23 protein-coding genes are annotated in these 18,207 nt (G+C 61.5%); 12 read left to right on the plus strand and 11 right to left on the minus strand.

Going from position 1 to position 18,207, the window contains the following annotated elements; genetic code table 11:
- Positions 1-3 precede the first annotated feature (3 nt).
- Positions 4-897 (plus strand): ZIP family metal transporter, encoded by an 894-nt coding sequence (locus QQ992_RS05005; RefSeq protein WP_119371215.1) that lies wholly within the window; start codon positions 4-6, stop codon positions 895-897.
- 44 nt (positions 898-941) lie between these two features.
- On the opposite strand, the gene QQ992_RS05010 is transcribed toward QQ992_RS05005, so the two are convergent.
- From QQ992_RS05010 to QQ992_RS05055, 10 genes are all read right to left on the minus strand, one after another.
- Positions 942-1,214: an HPr family phosphocarrier protein gene (locus tag QQ992_RS05010; RefSeq protein WP_016713141.1), complete on the minus strand. Its 273-nt coding sequence runs from the start codon at positions 1,212-1,214 to the stop codon at positions 942-944.
- 20 nt (positions 1,215-1,234) lie between these two features.
- Positions 1,235-2,089 carry an RNase adapter RapZ gene (gene rapZ, locus QQ992_RS05015; protein WP_286112447.1) on the minus strand — a complete coding sequence of 285 codons (855 nt, stop codon included), beginning with the start codon at positions 2,087-2,089 and terminating at the stop codon, positions 1,235-1,237.
- A gap of 2 nt (positions 2,090-2,091) precedes the next feature.
- Complete coding sequence (ptsN, locus tag QQ992_RS05020) at positions 2,092-2,556, minus strand: PTS IIA-like nitrogen regulatory protein PtsN (RefSeq protein ID WP_016713139.1); 465 nt, start codon at positions 2,554-2,556, stop codon at positions 2,092-2,094.
- A gap of 12 nt (positions 2,557-2,568) precedes the next feature.
- Positions 2,569-2,877: a ribosome hibernation-promoting factor, HPF/YfiA family gene (hpf, locus tag QQ992_RS05025; RefSeq protein WP_003255135.1), complete on the minus strand. Its 309-nt coding sequence runs from the start codon at positions 2,875-2,877 to the stop codon at positions 2,569-2,571.
- A gap of 79 nt (positions 2,878-2,956) precedes the next feature.
- Complete coding sequence (locus QQ992_RS05030; protein WP_028698947.1) at positions 2,957-4,450, minus strand: RNA polymerase factor sigma-54; 1,494 nt, start codon at positions 4,448-4,450, stop codon at positions 2,957-2,959.
- 176 nt (positions 4,451-4,626) lie between these two features.
- Positions 4,627-5,352, minus strand: a complete 726-nt coding sequence (lptB, locus tag QQ992_RS05035) for an LPS export ABC transporter ATP-binding protein (RefSeq protein WP_119371211.1) — start codon at positions 5,350-5,352, stop codon at positions 4,627-4,629.
- A complete protein-coding gene (gene lptA, locus QQ992_RS05040) occupies positions 5,353-5,877 on the minus strand; it encodes a lipopolysaccharide transport periplasmic protein LptA (RefSeq protein ID WP_119371210.1) in 525 nt (174 codons plus the stop codon). It lies immediately after the preceding gene.
- Positions 5,864-6,436 carry an LPS export ABC transporter periplasmic protein LptC gene (gene lptC / locus QQ992_RS05045; RefSeq protein ID WP_119371209.1) on the minus strand — a complete coding sequence of 191 codons (573 nt, stop codon included), beginning with the start codon at positions 6,434-6,436 and terminating at the stop codon, positions 5,864-5,866. The genes lptA and lptC overlap by 14 nt, the downstream gene beginning before the upstream one ends.
- 8 nt (positions 6,437-6,444) lie before the next feature.
- Positions 6,445-6,969: a KdsC family phosphatase gene (locus QQ992_RS05050; RefSeq protein WP_119371208.1), complete on the minus strand. Its 525-nt coding sequence runs from the start codon at positions 6,967-6,969 to the stop codon at positions 6,445-6,447.
- An 11-nt stretch (positions 6,970-6,980) separates the two neighbouring features.
- Positions 6,981-7,955, minus strand: a complete 975-nt coding sequence (locus tag QQ992_RS05055; RefSeq protein ID WP_119371207.1) for a KpsF/GutQ family sugar-phosphate isomerase — start codon at positions 7,953-7,955, stop codon at positions 6,981-6,983.
- Positions 7,956-8,202: 247 nt separating this feature from the next.
- On the opposite strand from QQ992_RS05055, the gene QQ992_RS05060 reads away from it, so the two are divergent.
- From QQ992_RS05060 to hisC, 10 genes are all read left to right on the plus strand, one after another.
- Positions 8,203-9,012 carry an ATP-binding cassette domain-containing protein gene (locus tag QQ992_RS05060; protein ID WP_012270662.1) on the plus strand — a complete coding sequence of 270 codons (810 nt, stop codon included), beginning with the start codon at positions 8,203-8,205 and terminating at the stop codon, positions 9,010-9,012.
- Positions 9,012-9,809 carry a lipid asymmetry maintenance ABC transporter permease subunit MlaE gene (mlaE, locus tag QQ992_RS05065; protein ID WP_016713133.1) on the plus strand — a complete coding sequence of 266 codons (798 nt, stop codon included), beginning with the start codon at positions 9,012-9,014 and terminating at the stop codon, positions 9,807-9,809. The genes QQ992_RS05060 and mlaE overlap by 1 nt, the downstream gene beginning before the upstream one ends.
- On the plus strand, positions 9,809-10,294 hold the full coding sequence (mlaD, locus tag QQ992_RS05070) for an outer membrane lipid asymmetry maintenance protein MlaD (protein ID WP_016485045.1): 486 nt from the start codon (positions 9,809-9,811) through the stop codon (positions 10,292-10,294). The genes mlaE and mlaD overlap by 1 nt, the downstream gene beginning before the upstream one ends.
- A gap of 9 nt (positions 10,295-10,303) precedes the next feature.
- Positions 10,304-10,951, plus strand: coding sequence for an MlaC/ttg2D family ABC transporter substrate-binding protein (locus tag QQ992_RS05075; protein WP_286112452.1), 648 nt, complete (start codon positions 10,304-10,306; stop codon positions 10,949-10,951).
- Positions 10,948-11,250, plus strand: coding sequence for an STAS domain-containing protein (locus QQ992_RS05080; protein ID WP_286112453.1), 303 nt, complete (start codon positions 10,948-10,950; stop codon positions 11,248-11,250). The genes QQ992_RS05075 and QQ992_RS05080 overlap by 4 nt, the downstream gene beginning before the upstream one ends.
- A 117-nt stretch (positions 11,251-11,367) precedes the next feature.
- Positions 11,368-11,607 (plus strand): BolA family protein, encoded by a 240-nt coding sequence (locus QQ992_RS05085; protein WP_003255121.1) that lies wholly within the window; start codon positions 11,368-11,370, stop codon positions 11,605-11,607.
- Between the two features lie 23 nt (positions 11,608-11,630).
- A complete protein-coding gene (murA, locus tag QQ992_RS05090; protein ID WP_016713130.1) occupies positions 11,631-12,896 on the plus strand; it encodes a UDP-N-acetylglucosamine 1-carboxyvinyltransferase in 1,266 nt (421 codons plus the stop codon).
- A 153-nt stretch (positions 12,897-13,049) separates the two neighbouring features.
- Positions 13,050-13,685, plus strand: coding sequence for an ATP phosphoribosyltransferase (gene hisG / locus QQ992_RS05095; protein WP_016713129.1), 636 nt, complete (start codon positions 13,050-13,052; stop codon positions 13,683-13,685).
- 126 nt (positions 13,686-13,811) lie between these two features.
- The gene (gene hisD / locus QQ992_RS05100; protein ID WP_284354927.1) at positions 13,812-15,137 is read left to right on the plus strand and encodes a histidinol dehydrogenase; all 1,326 of its coding nucleotides are present in this window, start codon (positions 13,812-13,814) and stop codon (positions 15,135-15,137) included.
- 2 nt (positions 15,138-15,139) lie between these two features.
- Positions 15,140-16,186: a histidinol-phosphate transaminase gene (gene hisC / locus QQ992_RS05105; RefSeq protein ID WP_286112457.1), complete on the plus strand. Its 1,047-nt coding sequence runs from the start codon at positions 15,140-15,142 to the stop codon at positions 16,184-16,186.
- Between the two features lie 39 nt (positions 16,187-16,225).
- Here hisC and QQ992_RS05110 read toward each other — a convergent pair whose 3' ends face one another.
- Entirely contained in the window at positions 16,226-17,410 is a 1,185-nt protein-coding gene (locus QQ992_RS05110) for an alkaline phosphatase family protein (RefSeq protein WP_286112458.1), read from the minus strand.
- A gap of 140 nt (positions 17,411-17,550) precedes the next feature.
- Between QQ992_RS05110 and QQ992_RS05115 the strand changes: the two genes are divergently transcribed.
- Positions 17,551-18,201 carry a FadR/GntR family transcriptional regulator gene (locus tag QQ992_RS05115; protein WP_286112460.1) on the plus strand — a complete coding sequence of 217 codons (651 nt, stop codon included), beginning with the start codon at positions 17,551-17,553 and terminating at the stop codon, positions 18,199-18,201.
- The last annotated feature ends 6 nt before the right edge of the window (positions 18,202-18,207 follow it).

Here is an 18,207-nt window from a genome sequence, read left to right on the forward strand (position 1 = left end):
GGTATGCGCTCTGAGGTAATGTCTGTCAGCAGTGTGCGCCTGTTTCGCCAGGCGCTTGGGACTTTGCTTTTGCTGGCTGGCACCGCGCTGCTGGTGGCGCGTGGCCTTGCCTGGCTGGACCTGGAGCCACGCATGTTGCGTGCGCTGGAAGGCGGCGCATTATGCGCCCTGGGGACGGCGCTGGGCGCGGTACCGGTACTGGTCATTCGCAACATGCCGGTGGCACTGGCCGATACGCTGCTGGGCTTCGGCGCTGGCGTAATGCTGGCGGCCACCGCGTTTTCCCTGATCATTCCGGGGCTGGACGCCGCTCAATCCATCGGTTTCAGCCCTTGGGGCGCGGGTGGCCTGATCAGCTTTGGCCTGATGTTCGGTGCGCTGTGCCTGTTTCTGGTTGACCTCAAGGTGTCAGGTGCCTCACCGGAAGCACTGGTCGGCACTGGCAATCAGCCAGTGATTGCTGCGCGCATCTGGCTGTTTGTCATCGCGATCATCGCGCACAACATCCCCGAAGGCATGGCGATTGGCGTATCGGCCGGTGGTGGCATGGCCGACGCCGACAGCCTGGCCATGGGCATCGCCTTGCAGGATGTACCTGAGGGGCTGGTCATTGCGCTGGTGCTGGCAGGGGCGGGCATGCCACGCTTCAAAGCCTTCCTGATCGGTGCTGCTTCTGGGCTGGTCGAGCCGGTAGCCGCAGTGATCTGTGCCTGGTTGGTGAACATCGCCGAACTGCTGCTGCCGCTGGGCCTGGCCTGTGCGGCGGGGGCAATGCTGCTGGTGGTTACCCAGGAAATCATCCCGGAATCACGTAGCAACGGCCATCATCGCCTGGCCAGCCTGGGGTTGTGCATCGGGTTCTGCTTGATGATGGTGATGGACACGGCGATGTCCTGATTCACGATCAGGCTTGCGCGGTCCCTATAGGACCGCGCAGGTTTTTATTCGCCTTCGTCGAAGAAGTTGTTGATCAGCTCGACCAGCGCATCCATGGCGTCGTTGTCCTGCTCACCCTCGGTAAGCAGGTGAACCTGTGTGCCTTTGCCGGCCGCCAGCATCATCACCGCCATGATGCTCTTGCCATCCACCAGCTTGTCCGGTGCGCGGCCAACCCGTACCTGGCAGGGGAAGCGGCCAGCAACGCCGACGAACTTGGCTGCCGCCCGGGCATGCAGGCCCAGCTTGTTGATGATGGTGATTTCGCGGGCGGGCATCGTGGGGCGGATCCTTGGGCTTAGAGGTCGCGGTGGCGGACCTGGACGTTTTTCAGGGATTGCTGCAGCAACTGGCCAAGGCGCTCGGTGATGTACACCGAACGGTGGTGGCCGCCGGTGCAGCCGATGGCAATGGTGACGTAGGCGCGGTTGCTGGCGGCGAAGCGCGGCAACCACTTGAGCAGGTAGCTGGATATGTCGTTGAACATCTCTTCGACATCCGGCTGTACAGCCAGGTAGTCGACCACCGGTTGGTCAAGGCCTGAGTGCTCACGCAGCTCGGGCTTCCAGTAGGGGTTGGGCAAGCAGCGCACATCGAATACCAGGTCAGCATCGACTGGCATCCCGCGCTTGAAACCGAACGATTCGACCAGGAAGGCGGTGCCAGGCTCGGGTTGGTTGAGCAAGCGCAGCTTGATCGAATCACGCAACTGATACAGGTTGAGGTTGGTGGTGTCGATCTTCAGGTCGGCCAGATCGGAAATCGGCCCCAGCAGCTCGCGCTCCACATGGATCGCTTCTGCCAGCGAGCGGTTGGCATTGGTCAGCGGGTGGCGTCGGCGGGTTTCCGAGAAGCGCTTGAGCAGCGTGTCTTCGGCGGCATCCAGGTACAGTACGTCGCACTGGATATGCCTGGCACGGGCTTCTTCGAGCAGCTCGGGGAAGCGCGTGAGGTGGCTGGGCAGGTTGCGCGCGTCGATCGACACGGCGACCTTGGGTTGTAGTAATTCGGTGTTGATCAACGCATTTTCCGCCAACTGCGGCAGTAGCCCCGCGGGCAGGTTGTCAATGCAGTAGAAACCGTTGTCTTCCAGGACATCGAGGGCGGTGCTCTTGCCGGAGCCGGACCGGCCGCTGACGATGATCAGGCGCATGTTCAGTGCTCGTTCTGTACGTCCAGGACAACCTGGAACAGGGCCTCACTGCTGGTGGCCGCACGCAGGCGATCACGGACCTCCTTGCGATCGAGCATGCTGGCGATCTGGCGCAGCAGTTCCAGATGCGCATCGGTGGCGGCTTCGGGTACCAGCAGTACAAACAGCAGGTCCACGGGCGCGCCATCGATAGCGTCGTAATCAATAGGTGCTTCCAGGTGCAGCAGGGCGCTAACCGGCGCTGAGCAGCCTTCAAGGCGGCAGTGCGGAATGGCGATGCCATTGCCGAAACCGGTCGATCCGAGTTTTTCGCGGGCGACCAGCTTTTCGAAGACGTCTTGCATCTCCAGTTCTGGCACTTGGTCGGCGATGACGGTGGCGACCTTTTCCAGGGCGCGCTTCTTGCTGCCGCCCGGCACGTTCACGAGTGAACGGCCGGGGGTCAGGATGGTTTCAAGTCGGATCATGGATGAGGGGGATCAGCGGGCAGCTGCACCTTGCAGCAGGCTTTGCTGTTTTTCCTTGTGTTTTTTCAGTTGGCGGTCGAGCTTGTCGGCCAAGGCGTCGATCGCTGCATACATGTCTTCGTGTTCGGCGTTGGCTACCACTTCGCCGCCGGGAATCTGCAGGGTCGCCTCGACCTTCTGCTGCAGCTTCTCGACTTTCATGATGACCTGCACGTTGGTGATCTTGTCGAAGTGACTTTCCACGCGGGCGAGCTTTTCAAGCACGTAATCGCGCAGTGGCTGGGTGACTTCTACATGCTGTCCACTGATATTGACTTGCATACAGCTTCTCCTTTGTTGCCCGTGCATAAAGAGGCAGGTCTTGCACCTGCCCCACAAACGCTGTGGCACATCTCAGGGGCTACATCAGTCGCTTGCGTTCACTCGACGGTGCGATGCCGAGGGACTCGCGGTACTTGGCGACGGTGCGACGGGCTACCTGGATGCCTTGTGCCTCCAGTAAACCAGCGATCTTGCTGTCACTCAATGGCTTTTTCTGATTTTCCGCCGCAACCAGTTTTTTGATGATCGCGCGGATCGCCGTGGACGAGCATTCTCCGCCTTCGGAGGTGCTGACGTGGCTGGAGAAAAAGTATTTCAGTTCGTAGATGCCACGCGGTGTATGCATGTATTTCTGCGTGGTAACCCGCGAAATGGTCGATTCGTGCATGCCCACCGCTTCTGCGATGTCATGCAGCACCAGCGGCTTCATGGCTTCGTCACCATGGTCGAGGAAACCGCGCTGGTGCTCGACGATCTGTGTGGCAACCTTCATCAGGGTTTCGTTGCGGCTTTGCAGGCTCTTGATGAACCAGCGCGCTTCCTGCAACTGGTTGCGCATGAAGGTGTTGTCGGCGCTGGTATCGGCACGGCGCACGAAACCGGCGTACTGCGGGTTGACGCGCAGACGCGGAATAGCCTCCTGGTTCAGCTCCACCAGCCAGCGGTCGCTGTCTTTGCGCACGATGACGTCAGGCACCACGTACTCGGGCTCGCTGGACTCGATCTGCGAACCGGGGCGCGGGTTGAGGCTTTGTACCAGTTCGATCACCTGGCGCAGCTCGTCTTCCTTGATTTTCATACGCCGCATCAGCTGGCTGTAATCGCGGCTGCCGAGCAGGTCGATGAAATCGGTGACCAGGCGCTTGGCTTCGGTCATCCAGGGGGTGCTGGCGGGCAACTGGCGCAGTTGCAGCAGCAGGCATTCGCCCAGGTTGCGCGCGCCGACGCCGGCTGGCTCGAACTGCTGGATGCGGTGCAGCACCGCTTCGACCTCGTCCAGCTCGATATCCAGCTCCGGGTCGAAACCGGCGCAGATTTCCTCGAGGGTGTCTTCCAGGTAGCCCTGGCCATTGATGCTGTCGATCAGCGTGACGGCAATGAGGCGGTCGGTGTCGGACATCGGCGCCAGGTTCAGTTGCCACAGCAGGTGACTCTGCAGGCTCTCGCCGGCTGAGGTGCGGGTGGTGAAGTCCCACTCGTCGTCATCGTTGCTTGGCAGGCTGCTGGCGCTGGTCTGGTAGATGTCTTCCCAGGCAGTGTCGACCGGAAGCTCGTTGGGGATGCGCTCGCTCCACTCACCGTCTTCCAGGTTGTCGGCACTGACGGTGCTTTCCTGGAAGCTGTTGTCCTGGACTTCGGCGGCCGGCTTGTTCTCGGCGTTGTCCGCCATCGGGTCGCTGTTGTCGAAGTCGTCGCCGTCTTCCTGACGTTCGAGCATCGGGTTCGACTCCAGCGCTTCCTGGATTTCCTGTTGGAGGTCCAGGGTGGAAAGCTGGAGTAGGCGGATGGCCTGTTGCAACTGCGGTGTCATCGTCAGTTGCTGGCCCATTTTTAGGACGAGCGATGGTTTCATGGCTGGGGCTTAATACCTTGTTCGCCGGCGCGCATGCGCCATCCACTACACGAGGGCGCCGGGGCGCCAGATCAAGCAAGTTTTATGCCTTAAATTGTAGCGTTTGCCTAGAGCACTGTAACAACTTTCACCCCGGTTTCAGGGCGATTTGCCAGTACTCCAGGCATGTGCCGGGGTCAGAGCCGGAACTCGTGACCCAGGTAAACCTCTTTGACCAGATCGTTGGCCAGGATGGTCTCGGCATCGCCTTCGGCGATCAGGCGGCCATCGTTGACGATATAGGCGGTTTCGCAGATATCCAGGGTTTCGCGCACGTTGTGGTCGGTGATCAGTACACCGATGCCCTTGGCCTTGAGGTGGTGGATGATCTGCTTGATGTCGCCGACCGAAATCGGGTCGACGCCAGCGAACGGTTCGTCCAGCAGGATGAACTTGGGTGCGGTGGCCAGGGCGCGGGCAATCTCGACCCGGCGGCGTTCACCGCCGGACAGGCTCATGCCGAGGTTGTCGCGGATATGGCTGATGTGGAACTCCTGCAGCAGGCTTTCCAGCTCTTTGCGCCGGCCTTCCTGGTCGAGGTCCTTGCGGGTCTCGAGGATGGCCATGATGTTGTCGGCTACCGACAGCTTGCGGAAGATCGACGCCTCCTGCGGCAGGTAGCCGATACCGGCGCGAGCGCGGCCGTGCATGGGCTGGTGGCTGACATCGAGGTTGTCGATGAGCACGCGCCCCTGGTCGGCCTGGACCAGCCCGACAATCATGTAGAAACAGGTGGTCTTGCCGGCACCGTTAGGGCCTAGCAGGCCAACGATCTGGCCGCTATCGATCGACAGGCTGACGTCACGTACCACCTGACGCCCCTTGTAGCTCTTGGCCAGGTGTTGGGCTTTGAGGGTTGCCATTTACTCGGCCTTCTTCTTGGGCTGGATCACCATGTCGATACGCTGACGTGGTTGGGTCACATTTCCGCCACGCCCGGCGGTCGCCACCTGGGTCTTGGTGTTGTAGACGATTTTCTCGCCTTCGGTGGTGTTGCCCTCGTTCTCGACTTTGGCGCGATCGGTGAGAATCACGGTGTCTTTCTGGGCCTGGTACTGAATGGTCACTGCCCAGCCTTTCATCTTGTCAGGCTTGGCGGCGCTCTGTTGTTGCTCGAAGTAGGCCAGGTTGCCAACCGAGGTGACCACGTCGATGTCGCCGTTGGCGGCGCGGGTCATGGTGACGGTGTTGCCTTTGATCATCATCGAGCCTTGGGTGATGATCACGTCACCGGTGTAGGTCGCTACACCCTGCTTGTCGTCCAGGTGTGCGTTGTCGGCCTGTATGCGGATTGGCTGGTCACGGTCATTCGGCAGGGCGAAGGCGCTCGCGCTTCCCAGTGCTACGCTCAGGCTGAGCAAAAGGGGGAGGGTTTTAACGAGCCTCATACTGTCCTCTTACGTTAGAGAGCAAGTCCATCTTGCCTTCTTTCAAATACGCTTTCATGCCCTTGCCCGTGGTTGTGCCACCGGCGCCGTCGATTCTAACGGCTTGCTCGGTCTGCGCATATTGCTTCTGCGGGAATACGGTCATGCGTGAGCTGGTGATGATGGTGTCGCGTTGCTTTTCGTCGGTACGGGCAACGCGAACCTTGTTGATCAGTTCGACTTCGCTGCCGTCCGGGCTGACTTCGGCACGCTCGCTCTGTACATGCCAGGGGTACTCGGTGCCCCGGTACATGTGCAGGTCTGGCGTGGTCACGAGGGTGACTTCGGTGGCCTTCAGGTGCTCGACTTTGTCGGCAGTCATTTCGTACTGAAGCTTGCCGTCCGGCAAGAACTGCACGCTGTGCGCGTTGATCGCATAGTAGTCGATAGCGCTCTCGTCGACCTGGGCCACTGGCTGGTCGAGGAAGCTTTCCGGGCTAACATTCCAGTAGCCGATGGCGGCGAGCACAGAGGCTATCGCCGTCAGCAGCGCGATATTGCGGACTTTCTTGCTGAGCATGGGCAGCCTTACAAATAGTTGGCGTTGGCAGTGTCCAGGGTGCCCTGGGCCTGCATGATCAGTTCGCAGAATTCGCGGGCAGCGCCTTCGCCGCCGCGTGCCTCGGTCACGCCATGGGCGTGCTGGCGAACGAAGGGCGCGGCATTGGCCACTGCGATACCCAGGCCTACGCGGCGAATCACCGGCAGGTCGGGCAGGTCGTCGCCAAGATAGGCCACCTGTTCATAGCTTAGGCCGAGTTCGGCGAGCAGACCGTCCAGCACGACCAATTTATCCTCGCGGCCCTGGTAAAGGTGCGGGATACCGAGGTTTTTCGCCCGGCGCTCGACCACCGGGGTCTTGCGGCCACTGATGATCGCGGTGGTCACACCCGTGTTCATGAGCATCTTGATGCCTTGGCCGTCCAGCGTGTTGAAGGTCTTGAACTCGCTGCCGTCTTCGAGGAAGTACAGGCGCCCATCGGTCAGTACGCCATCGACATCGAAGACCGCCAGTTTGATGCTTTTGCCGCGTTGCATGAGGTTATGGTTCATTCCATCGCTCCTTACATTACACCGGCGCGCAGCAAGTCGTGCATGTTCAAGGCGCCGGTAGGGCGATCCTCCTGGTCCACGACAACCAGTGCGTTGATCTTGTGGTCTTCCATGATCTTCAAGGCCTCGGCGGCGAGCATTTCGGCGCGGGCGGTCTTGCCATGCACCGTCATCACCTGGTCGATCAGGGCGGTGCGCACATCGATATTGCGGTCCAGGCTACGCCGCAGGTCGCCGTCGGTGAAAATCCCGGCCAGCTTGCCATCCGCCTCAACGATGACGGTCATGCCCAGCCCTTTGTGAGACATTTCAAACAATGCATCTTTGAGCGATGTGCCGCGCTGGACCTTGGGCAGTTCATCACCTGCATGCATGACATTTTCGACCTTGAGCAACAGGCGCCGGCCAAGCGCACCGCCCGGGTGCGAAAAGGCAAAGTCTTCTGCGGTGAACCCGCGGGCTTCAAGCAGCGCAATGGCAAGGGCATCGCCCAATACCAGTGAGGCGGTGGTGGAGGACGTGGGCGCCAAATTCAGTGGGCAGGCCTCCTGTGCGACCCGGGCATCAAGGTTGACCTCTGCCGCCTGTGCCAGCACGGAGTTCGGGTTGCCGGTAAGGCTGATCAGCTTGATGCCCAAGCGTTTGATCAGGGGCAGCAGTGTGACAATCTCGGCCGTGCTGCCCGAATTTGACAGCGCCAGGACGATATCGTTGCGGGTGATCATGCCCATGTCGCCGTGGCTGGCTTCGGCCGGGTGGACGAAAAACGCGGGTGTGCCGGTGCTGGCCAGGGTCGCGGCGATCTTGTTGCCGATATGCCCGGACTTGCCCATGCCAAGCACCACTACCCGACCCTTGATCGCCAGGATCAGTTCGCAGGCTTTGACAAAGTTTTCGTCGACGCGCGCCAGCAGACCCTCGACGGCCTCGAGTTCCAGGCGTACGGTGCGCTGCGCGGATTGAATCAGCTCGCTGGATTGGCTCATGTCGAAACGCAATGCCTGATGAAAAGGCGGCGATTATAGCCGCAATGAAAGAAACCCTCACCCCTTCGATTACCGTAGCCAAAGTCATCGAAGCCTGTCACAGGGCTGAACGACTGCTTGCCCGGCCTTGGGGCGGTGCCCTCAGCGGTGCTATAGTTCGCCGCTATTCGGCCTGCCAGGGATGCGTGTGCCTTCCTGATGGAGGCCGGCGTCCATTAGGACGAGGCTGCACTAGCAAGGAGTCTAGATGAGTGTGGATAGCGCCTACGCGGTCGAGTTGAAGGGGGTTACCTTCAAACGCGGTTCGCGCAGCATTTTCAGCAACGTCGACATTCGCATCCCGCGCGGCAAGGTCACCGGTATCATGGGGCCATCGGGTTGCGGCAAGACCACGTTGCTCCGCCTGATGGGCGCGCAGCTGCGCCCCTCCAGCGGTGAGGTATGGGTTGCCGGGCAAAACCTGCCGACGCTGTCGCGCAGCGACCTGTTCGACGCCCGCAAGCAGATGGGTGTGCTGTTCCAGAGCGGCGCGCTGTTCACCGACCTCGATGTGTTCGAGAACGTCGCGTTCCCGCTGCGCGTGCACACCCAGCTGTCGGACGAGATGATCCGTGACATCGTGTTGATGAAGCTGCAGGCCGTGGGGCTGCGCGGTGCCATCGACCTGATGCCCGACGAACTGTCTGGTGGCATGAAGCGCCGTGTGGCGCTGGCCCGGGCCATTGCCCTGGACCCGCAGATCCTCATGTACGACGAACCGTTCGTCGGCCAGGACCCGATCGCCATGGGCGTACTGGTGCGCCTGATCCGCCTGCTCAACGATGCGTTAGGCATCACCAGCATCGTCGTGTCCCACGACCTGGCAGAAACCGCCAGCATTGCCGACTACATCTATGTGGTGGGCGACGGCCAGGTGTTGGGCCAGGGCACGCCCGATGAGCTGATGGGGTCGGACAACCCACGGATTCGCCAGTTCATGAAGGGCGACCCGGACGGCCCGGTTCCCTTCCACTTTCCTGCGCCTGATTACCGCGCCGACCTGCTGGGGGCGCGTTGATGCGCAGAAGATCCTTACTCGAACGTGTCCGCCTGCTGGGTCGCTCGGCGATCGACGTGCTGGCGGTACTGGGGCGTTCCTGCCTGTTCCTGTTCCATGCACTGATCGGCCGCGGCGGCATCGGCGGCGGTTTCCAGTTGCTGACCAAGCAGCTGTACTCGGTAGGCGTGCTGTCGCTGGCGATCATCGTCGTGTCCGGGGTGTTCATCGGCATGGTGCTGGCGCTGCAGGGCTACAGCATCCTGACCAAATACGGTTCGGAGCAGGCGGTGGGGCAGATGGTCGCCCTGACCCTGCTGCGCGAGCTTGGTCCGGTGGTGACGGCGTTGCTGTTCGCTGGCCGTGCAGGCTCCGCACTGACCGCTGAAATTGGCAACATGAAGTCCACCGAGCAGCTGTCGAGCCTGGAAATGATCGGCGTCGACCCGCTCAAGTACATCGTCGCGCCACGCCTTTGGGCCGGTTTCATCTCGCTGCCGCTGCTGGCGCTGATCTTCAGCGTGGTCGGCATCTGGGGTGGCTCGTGGGTGGCCGTGGACTGGCTGGGTGTATACGAGGGCTCGTTCTGGGCCAACATGCAGAACAGTGTTTCCTTTACCGACGACGTGCTCAACGGGTTGATCAAGAGCCTGGTGTTCGCCTTCGTCACAACCTGGATCGCCGTATTCCAGGGGTACGACTGTGAGCCCACCTCAGAAGGGATCAGCCGTGCCACCACCAAGACCGTGGTCTATGCCTCGTTGGCAGTGCTGGGTCTGGACTTTATTCTGACCGCCTTGATGTTTGGAGATTTCTGATGCAAAACCGCACCCTGGAAATCGGTGTCGGCCTGTTCCTCCTGGCCGGGATCCTGGCGCTGCTGCTGCTGGCCCTGCGTGTCAGCGGGCTGTCGGCCAGCCCGAGCAGCGATACCTATAAAGTTTATGCCTACTTCGACAATATCGCCGGTTTGACGGTCAGAGCTAAAGTGACCATGGCCGGTGTGACGATCGGCAAGGTTACCGCCATCGATCTGGACCGTGATTCCTACACCGGTCGGGTGACGCTGCAGCTGGACAAGTCGGTGGACAACCTGCCGACCGACTCCACTGCCTCGATCCTGACCGCCGGCTTGCTTGGCGAGAAGTACATCGGCATCAGCGTGGGCGGCGAAGACCAGGTGCTCAAGGACGGTGCGACCATCCACGACACCCAGTCGGCGCTGGTGCTGGAAGATCTGATTGGCAAGTTCCTGCTCAACTCCGTTGGCAAGGAACCGAAAGAAGCGCAACCGGCTAATTAAGGAGTTTCCATGATTTCGATCCTGCGACGTGGCCTGCTGGTTTTGCTGGCGGCCTTCCCTCTGATGGCACTGGCCGCGCAGTCGCCGCACGACGTGGTGCAGAGCACCACCACCGAGCTGCTGGGTGAGCTCAAGGCCAACAAGGAGCAGTACAAGACCAACCCGCAAGCGTTCTACGACACCCTTGACCGGATTCTCGCGCCGGTGGTCGATGCCGACGGTATTTCCAAAAGCATCATGACCGTCAAGTACTCGCGCAAGGCCACGCCCGAGCAGATGCAGCGCTTCCAGGAAAACTTCAAGCGCAGCCTGTTCCAGTTCTACGGTAACGCACTGCTGGAGTACAACAACCAGGGTATCGTCGTAGACCCGGCCAAGCCCGATGACGGCAAGCGCGCTTCCGTAGGCATGAAGGTCACCGGCAACAATGGCGCCGTTTACCCGGTGCAGTACACCCTGGAAAACCTGGGTGGCGAATGGAAAGTGCGTAACGTCATCGTCAACGGCATCAACATCGGCAAGCTGTTCCGCGACCAGTTCGCCGATGCCATGCAGCGCAACGGCAACGACCTGGACAAGACCATCGATGGCTGGGCCGGCGAAGTGGCCAAGGCCAAGCAGGCTGCCGACAGCTCGCCAGAGAAGACCGTCAAATGAGTGAGGCCGCTGTAAGCATGGCCGAGCCGGGCGTACTGCGCCTGGCGGGTGTGCTGGATTACCGTAGCGGCCCGGTCCTGCGCAAGCAGGGCAAGGCACTGATCGCGGCTTGCCGCGAGGCGCAGCTGGTGCTGGATTGCTCGGCGGTGCAGCACTCCACCAGCGTAGGTCTGTCGCTGTTGCTGGCATTCATGCGCGACGCCCAGGCCGCCGGCAAAGGCTGCCAGGTGCGCAGCATGCCCGACGACATGCGGGAAATTGCCGAGGTTTATGACCTCGATGAAGTGCTGGCAACCTGATGGCCCAGCGCGGATGATGGCCCCTCGGTCAGCGAAACCCTCGTTGGGCTTCGCAGGCGAGGGGCTTTTTTGTATGATGGCCGACCCGTGCGCATCGGGCGCCGATTGAGGTTGAGCATGCAGGCCGTAGAAGTTAAAAGCTTCCTTGAAGAGAAATTGCCGGGTTCCCGGGTCGAAGTTGAAGGCGAAGGCTGCAACTTCCAGTTGAACGTGATCAGCGACGAGTTGGCTGGCCTGAGCCCGGTCAAACGCCAGCAGGCGATCTATGCTCACCTGAATCCGTGGATTGCCAATGGCAGCATCCATGCGGTAACCATGAAATTTTTCAGCAGCGCAGCCTGGGCTGAGCGCACCTGAGCCAACTTGGCGGCGAGATTCCAATGGACAAACTGATTATTACTGGCGGCGCTCGCCTTGACGGCGAGATCCGCATTTCGGGCGCGAAGAACGCAGCCCTGCCAATTCTGGCGGCTACCCTGCTGGCTGACGGCCCGGTCACCGTGGGCAACCTGCCGCACCTGCACGACATCACCACCATGATCGAGCTGTTCGGCCGCATGGGCATCGAGCCTGTGATCGACGAAAAGCTGGCGGTGGAGATCGACCCACGCACCATCAAGACCCTGGTCGCGCCTTATGAGCTGGTCAAGACCATGCGCGCCTCGATCCTGGTGCTGGGCCCGATGGTTGCCCGTTTCGGCGAAGCCGAAGTGGCCCTGCCTGGCGGTTGCGCCATTGGCTCACGCCCGGTCGACCTGCACATCCGTGGCCTCGAAGCCATGGGCGCGAAAATCGAAGTGGAAGGTGGCTACATCAAGGCCAAGGCGCCTGAGGGTGGCCTGCGCGGTGCGCACTTCTTCTTCGACACCGTCAGCGTGACCGGTACCGAGAACATCATGATGGCCGCTGCCCTGGCCAAAGGCCGCAGCGTGCTGCAGAACGCCGCGCGTGAGCCGGAAGTGGTCGACCTGGCCAACTTCATCAACGCCATGGGTGGCAACGTCCAGGGTGCTGGCACCGACACCATCACCATCGATGGCGTCGAGCGCCTGCACTCGGCCAACTACCGCGTGATGCCGGACCGCATCGAGACCGGTACCTACCTGGTCGCTGCTGCCGTGACCGGCGGCCGTGTCAAGGTCAAGGACACCGACCCGACCATCCTTGAAGCCGTACTGGAAAAGCTCAAGGAAGCCGGCGCCGACATCAACACCGGCGAAGACTGGATCGAGCTGGACATGCACGGCAAGCGGCCGAAAGCCGTCAACCTGCGTACCGCTCCGTACCCGGCGTTCCCGACCGACATGCAGGCGCAGTTCATCTCGCTGAACGCCATTGCCGAAGGCACGGGCGCGGTGATCGAGACCATCTTCGAAAACCGTTTCATGCATGTTTACGAAATGCACCGCATGGGCGCGCAGATCCAGGTCGAAGGCAACACTGCCATCGTCACTGGCGTAAAAGCGCTGAAGGGTGCCCCGGTCATGGCCACCGACCTGCGTGCTTCCGCCAGCCTGGTGCTGTCGGCGCTGGTTGCCGAAGGCGATACCCTGATCGATCGCATCTACCACATCGACCGTGGTTACGAGTGCATCGAAGAGAAACTGCAGATGCTCGGCGCGAAAATCCGCCGCGTACCGGGGTAGGAGCGAGCTTGCTCGCGATGAAGCCACCGCGATGTGGCGCCGGCTCTGCCGGCGGTCGCGGTGGTTCAGCGCATTGATGAGCTGCTCCCTCAACGAATTGAATGCGGTCGGGCTTTGCGCCCGGCTCGCATTAGCTTAAGGACCGACGTTCCAATGTTGACCATCGCGCTTTCCAAAGGCCGTATTCTCGACGATACCCTGCCGTTGCTGGCCGAGGCCGGTATCGTGCCGACCGAGAACCCGGACAAGAGCCGCAAACTGATCATCCCCACCACGCAGGACGACGTGCGCCTGCTGATCGTGCGTGCTACCGACGTGCCGACCTATGTCGAGCATGGTGCCGCCGACCTGGGTGTGGCCGGCAAGGACGTGCTGATGGAGTACGGCGGCCAGGGCCTGTATGAGCCCCTGGACCTGCAGATTGCCCAGTGCAAGCTGATGACGGCTGGCGCGGTTGGCGCTCCTGAGCCCAAGGGCCGCCTGCGCGTGGCCACCAAGTTCGTCAACGTAGCCAAGCGTTACTACGCCGAACAGGGGCGTCAGGTCGACATCATCAAGCTGTACGGCTCGATGGAACTGGCACCGCTGATCAACCTCGCCGACAAGATCATCGACGTGGTCGACACCGGCAACACCCTGCGTGCCAACGGCCTGGAACCCCAGGAACTGATCGCCACGATCAGCTCGCGCCTGGTGGTCAACAAGGCCTCCATGAAAATGCAGCACGCCCGTATCCAGAGCCTGATCGACACGCTTCGTCAAGCGGTCGAATCGCGACACCGCGGCTGACTCCTGCGCGCGGCCTTCGCTGTCGCGCCCGTCTATCCGCGTCATAGCCATTTTTCTCGGGTGCCCGCGCGGATGGACTGGTAGCCTAGGGCGCCTGAGCATTCGCTAATAATCGAGGCCCTCGCCATGACCGTGTCCACTGCAATTGCCCGTCTCAACGCCGCTGATCCGGATTTCGCCCGACATCTGGATCATCTGCTGAGCTGGGAAAGTGTGTCCGATGACGCGGTCAACCAGCGCGTGCTCGACATCATCAAGGGCGTGCGCGAGCGCGGTGATGCGGCACTGGTGGAATTCACCCAGCGTTTCGACGGCGTAGATGCCAAGTCGATTGACGACCTGATCCTCAATCGTGAACGCCTGGAGCTGGCGCTGACCCGCATTACCCCGGCCCAGCGCGAAGCCCTGGAAAAGGCCGCCAACCGTGTGCGCATGTACCACGAGCGGCAGAAGCAGGATTCCTGGCAGTACACCGAGGCCGACGGCACTGTGCTTGGCCAGAAGGTCACCCCGTTGGACCGTGCGGGCCTGTATGTGCCAGGCGGCAAGGCGTCGTACCCGTCGTCGGTGCTGATGAACGCCATTCCGGCCAAGGTTGCCGGCGTTGCCGAAGTGGTGATGGTGGTGCCGACCCCGCGTGGTGAGGTCAACGAGCTGGTGCTGGCGGCCGCGTGCATTGCGGGTGTCGACCGTGTGTTCACCGTCGGTGGTGCCCAGGCTGTTGCCGCGCTGGCCTACGGCACCGAAAGCGTGCCGCAGGTGGACAAGATCGTCGGCCCAGGCAACATCTACGTTGCCACTGCCAAGCGCCATGTGTTCGGCCAGGTGGGTATCGACATGATCGCCGGCCCATCGGAAATTCTTGTGGTGTGCGATGGCCAGACCGACCCCGACTGGATTGCCATGGACCTGTTCTCCCAGGCAGAGCACGACGAAGACGCCCAGGCCATTCTGGTCAGCCCGGATGCCGCCTTCCTCGACCGCGTTGCCGCCAGCATCGACAAGCTGATGCCGACCATGGAGCGCGCCGAGATCATCGAGAAGTCGATCAACGGCCGTGGTGCGCTGATTCAGGTGCGTGACATGCAACAGGCGATGGACGTGGCCAACCGCATTGCGCCGGAACACCTGGAACTGTCGGTGGCCGACCCGCAAGCCTGGTTGCCGCACATTCGCCACGCTGGCGCGATCTTCATGGGCCGCCACACCAGCGAAGCGCTGGGCGATTACTGTGCCGGTCCCAACCACGTGTTGCCGACCTCTGGCACCGCACGTTTCTCGTCGCCGCTGGGGGTGTATGACTTCCAGAAGCGTTCGTCGATCATTTTCTGCTCCGAGCAGGGTGCGTCCGAGCTGGGCCACACCGCGTCGGTCCTGGCCCGTGGCGAGTCGCTGACCGCCCACGCCCGCAGCGCTGAATACCGTATCCTGACCCAAGAGAAGGGGAACTGAGCATGAGTCGATTCTGGAGCCCCTTCGTCAAGGACCTGGTGCCTTACGTGCCGGGCGAGCAGCCCAAGCTGGCCCGTCTGGTCAAGCTCAACACCAACGAAAACCCCTATGGCCCATCGCCCAAGGCGCTGGAGGCCATGCGCGGTGAGTTGAACGATAACCTGCGCCTTTACCCGGACCCGAACGGTGACCGCCTCAAGCAAGCGGTGGCCGACTACTACGGCGTAACCCCGGCGCAAGTGTTTGTCGGCAACGGCTCGGATGAGGTGTTGGCGCACATCTTCCACGGCCTGTTTCAGCACGATGCACCGCTGTTGTTCCCGGACATCAGCTACAGCTTCTACCCGGTCTACTGTGGCCTCTACGGTATTGCCTTCCAGCAGGTGGCGCTGGACGAGCAGTTCCAGATCCGCATCGAGGACTACAACAAGCCCAACGCCGGCATCATCTTCCCCAACCCCAACGCGCCGACGGGTTGCCTGATGCCGCTGCAGGCGGTGGAGCAGTTGCTGCAGGCCAACCGTGACTCGGTGGTGGTGGTGGATGAGGCTTACATCGATTTCGGCGGCGAGACGGCCATCAGCCTGGTGGACCGCTACGACAACCTGCTGGTTACCCAGACGCTGTCGAAGTCGCGCTCGCTGGCTGGCCTGCGGGTTGGTCTGGCGGTGGGGCATCCGGACCTGATCGAAGCACTGGAGCGGATCAAGAACAGCTTCAACTCCTACCCGCTGGACCGAGCGGCGATCGTAGGCGCAGCGGTGGCGTTCGAAGACCGAGAGTACTTCGAAGAAACCTGCCGTAAGGTGATCGACAGCCGCGAAGCGTTGGTCGGGCAGTTGCAAGCCAAGGGCTTTGAAGTGTTGCCTTCGGCTGCCAACTTCATCTTCGCCCGCCACCCGCAGCAGGATGCTGCCGAGCTGGCGGCACGCCTGCGCGAGCAGGGTGTGATCGTGCGTCACTTCAAGCAGCAACGTATTGCCCAGTTCCTGCGCATTACCATCGGCACGCCAGAGATGAACCAGGCGTTGCTTGATGCGTTGAACTGAAGCATTGTCGGGCGCGCCTCTATAAAGAGCGCGCCCGGCTTAATAACTGCTCTCTTCTATGACAAACGCTTTGCCAGCCGGTCGGTTACGCACCGCCGCTGGTGTGCCATCGAGCACTAGCACATAGTCGTTCTCCTGCCCCATGCCTTCCGGGTCGGTCCATTGCCCGTCCTTGGCCGGTACTTGCGCAACCACATGCCCGTTCTTGAGTATCGTCAGGTAGCCGCGAGCATTGCTGTTCCAGCGTAGCCGCCCTTTGGTTTCGTCGACCCGTACCTTGCGCACGCCGGTATCACCCAGCAAGGGTGTGCCATCCAGTAACCATTCCGGCAGCAGTTTCAGGCCCATGTGACGTAACACGGTAGGGGCGACCGAGGTTTGCGCGGGCAAGCTGTACAGGTGGTTCGGCCCTGGGTTTTCCGCTGGAATGCCGGGTTGCGAAAGCTCCTGGTTCAACGGCTTGTTGCTGGCAATGAAGATGGTTTTTTCCTGCTCCGAAATACCGCCATGCGCTTTGCCCCAATAATCCCGCCCATGGTCCGTGCTGACGATCACCAGCCAGTCTTCCTGTGGGTTCAGGCGCTTGCGCTCATCGACCTTGTCCAGCAAACGGCCGATCTGGCTGTCGAGCGTGCGCAACGACTGTTGATAGCGTTCGCCAAAGCCGCTGTCGTGGCCAGCCTGGTCCGCTTCATCCAGTTGGATGAAGGTGAAGTCGGCGGGTGTATTGTCCAGGATCTGCAGCGTTCGCTCGATGACTCGTGCATCTGATAAACCACTCTCACGTACATCGGCGCCATGGGCGTCTTCCAGCAGGTAGGCCGTGTTCAGCGGTGACCAGCCGACCACGCTGGACAGGTAGGCATTCGGCATGGCCAGTCGCAGCCGTTTGAACAGGCTGGGAAACGACGGGTCTACCCACAATGACTCGGCATTGTTGCTGACGCCGTGCTTGTTGCTCCAGACACCCGTCAGCAACGTGACCCATCCCGGGCCGCTCAAGGTCGGTTGCTCGCTGGCCTTGCCGTTGATGCCACCCGTATAGGCCTTGCCGTAATACAGCCGCTGGCTCAGGTTGGTCGCGTCGCCCAATTGCAGGTAGCGCTCAAGCTGCACACCGTCGAGACCGATTAACAAGGCCTTGGGGCGGCTTGGGGGCCGGGTCGGTTCGCAACCCGGGAGTATGGCCAGAAGCAGCAGTAACAGCAGGCTAGTGAGTCGCATGTCAGGACGCCCTTGAAAGTACACCGCGAGCGTTGCAACAACGGGGTTTGTTCACAACTGGCAGAAATGTCAGGTGGTTTGCGGCGTAGACCGGCCTCCAGTAAGCTTGTGCAAATTCATCGGATGATTGGTTGAGTGCAATGAATACAGAGCTGACCAAACGTTCCCTGGTTGAGCTTGCTGTGGATCGCATGCGTGAGCGCATCGTGCTGGGCGACTGGCAGGTCGGCCAGCGACTGCCTACCGAGCCGGAGTTGGCCCTGCAACTGGGCATCAGCCGCAATACCGTGCGCGAAGCCATGCGTGTGCTGGCGTTCAGTGGCCTGGTGGAAATTCGCCAAGGTGACGGTAGCTACCTGCGCACGGCCCAGGACCCGCTGCTGGCGGTGCAGGCGATGTCTCGCTGCACCGCGGAGCAGGCCCGGGAAACCCGTCACATCCTCGAAGCCGAAGCCATCGGCTTGGCGGCGCTGCGCCGTACCGATGCCGATCTGCAGGCGCTACGCGATGCGCTGGCCAGCAGCGCCGGGCACTTTCACGGGGATGTCGATGCTTATGTGGCCTGCGACCTGGTGTTCCACCAGCGGTTGGTCGATGCCGCCCACAACCCGGCGTTAAGCGAGCTGTATCGCTACTTTTCCGGGGTGGTGGCTGCCGCGCTGCAACGCAACATGGCGACTGTCCCGCGCTGCCAGGCCACGTTCGACCTGCACGGCCAGATCCTCGAAGCCATCGAACAACGCGACGCGGAGCGGGCCAAGCGCCTGAGCCGCACCCTCATCGAATCCTGACACCGA

The organism is Pseudomonas kurunegalensis, assembly GCF_030291635.1.
Taxonomy (GTDB): domain Bacteria; phylum Pseudomonadota; class Gammaproteobacteria; order Pseudomonadales; family Pseudomonadaceae; genus Aquipseudomonas; species Aquipseudomonas monteilii.

What these genes read in the sequence shown, in the direction of transcription:
- QQ992_RS05075 (WP_286112452.1), top strand. Translation starts at nt 10,304, where the DNA reads ATGATTTCGATCCTGCGACGTGGCCTGCTGGTTTTGCTGGCGGCCTTC.
- mlaD (WP_016485045.1), top strand. Translation starts at nt 9,809, where the DNA reads ATGCAAAACCGCACCCTGGAAATCGGTGTCGGCCTGTTCCTCCTGGCC.
- lptB (WP_119371211.1), bottom strand. Translation starts at nt 5,352, where the DNA reads ATGGCAACCCTCAAAGCCCAACACCTGGCCAAGAGCTACAAGGGGCGT.
- hisD (WP_284354927.1), top strand. Translation starts at nt 13,812, where the DNA reads ATGACCGTGTCCACTGCAATTGCCCGTCTCAACGCCGCTGATCCGGAT.
- QQ992_RS05085 (WP_003255121.1), top strand. Translation starts at nt 11,368, where the DNA reads ATGCAGGCCGTAGAAGTTAAAAGCTTCCTTGAAGAGAAATTGCCGGGT.
- QQ992_RS05110 (WP_286112458.1), bottom strand. Translation starts at nt 17,410, where the DNA reads ATGCGACTCACTAGCCTGCTGTTACTGCTGCTTCTGGCCATACTCCCG.
- rapZ (WP_286112447.1), bottom strand. Translation starts at nt 2,089, where the DNA reads ATGCGCCTGATCATCGTCAGCGGCCGGTCCGGCTCCGGCAAGAGCACC.
- QQ992_RS05010 (WP_016713141.1), bottom strand. Translation starts at nt 1,214, where the DNA reads ATGCCCGCCCGCGAAATCACCATCATCAACAAGCTGGGCCTGCATGCC.
- QQ992_RS05050 (WP_119371208.1), bottom strand. Translation starts at nt 6,969, where the DNA reads ATGAACCATAACCTCATGCAACGCGGCAAAAGCATCAAACTGGCGGTC.
- hpf (WP_003255135.1), bottom strand. Translation starts at nt 2,877, where the DNA reads ATGCAAGTCAATATCAGTGGACAGCATGTAGAAGTCACCCAGCCACTG.
- QQ992_RS05005 (WP_119371215.1), top strand. Translation starts at nt 4, where the DNA reads ATGCGCTCTGAGGTAATGTCTGTCAGCAGTGTGCGCCTGTTTCGCCAG.
- hisG (WP_016713129.1), top strand. Translation starts at nt 13,050, where the DNA reads ATGTTGACCATCGCGCTTTCCAAAGGCCGTATTCTCGACGATACCCTG.
- QQ992_RS05060 (WP_012270662.1), top strand. Translation starts at nt 8,203, where the DNA reads ATGAGTGTGGATAGCGCCTACGCGGTCGAGTTGAAGGGGGTTACCTTC.
- ptsN (WP_016713139.1), bottom strand. Translation starts at nt 2,556, where the DNA reads ATGATCCGACTTGAAACCATCCTGACCCCCGGCCGTTCACTCGTGAAC.
- QQ992_RS05080 (WP_286112453.1), top strand. Translation starts at nt 10,948, where the DNA reads ATGAGTGAGGCCGCTGTAAGCATGGCCGAGCCGGGCGTACTGCGCCTG.
- hisC (WP_286112457.1), top strand. Translation starts at nt 15,140, where the DNA reads ATGAGTCGATTCTGGAGCCCCTTCGTCAAGGACCTGGTGCCTTACGTG.
- mlaE (WP_016713133.1), top strand. Translation starts at nt 9,012, where the DNA reads ATGCGCAGAAGATCCTTACTCGAACGTGTCCGCCTGCTGGGTCGCTCG.
- lptA (WP_119371210.1), bottom strand. Translation starts at nt 5,877, where the DNA reads ATGAGGCTCGTTAAAACCCTCCCCCTTTTGCTCAGCCTGAGCGTAGCA.
- QQ992_RS05030 (WP_028698947.1), bottom strand. Translation starts at nt 4,450, where the DNA reads ATGAAACCATCGCTCGTCCTAAAAATGGGCCAGCAACTGACGATGACA.
- murA (WP_016713130.1), top strand. Translation starts at nt 11,631, where the DNA reads ATGGACAAACTGATTATTACTGGCGGCGCTCGCCTTGACGGCGAGATC.
- lptC (WP_119371209.1), bottom strand. Translation starts at nt 6,436, where the DNA reads ATGCTCAGCAAGAAAGTCCGCAATATCGCGCTGCTGACGGCGATAGCC.
- QQ992_RS05055 (WP_119371207.1), bottom strand. Translation starts at nt 7,955, where the DNA reads ATGAGCCAATCCAGCGAGCTGATTCAATCCGCGCAGCGCACCGTACGC.
- QQ992_RS05115 (WP_286112460.1), top strand. Translation starts at nt 17,551, where the DNA reads ATGAATACAGAGCTGACCAAACGTTCCCTGGTTGAGCTTGCTGTGGAT.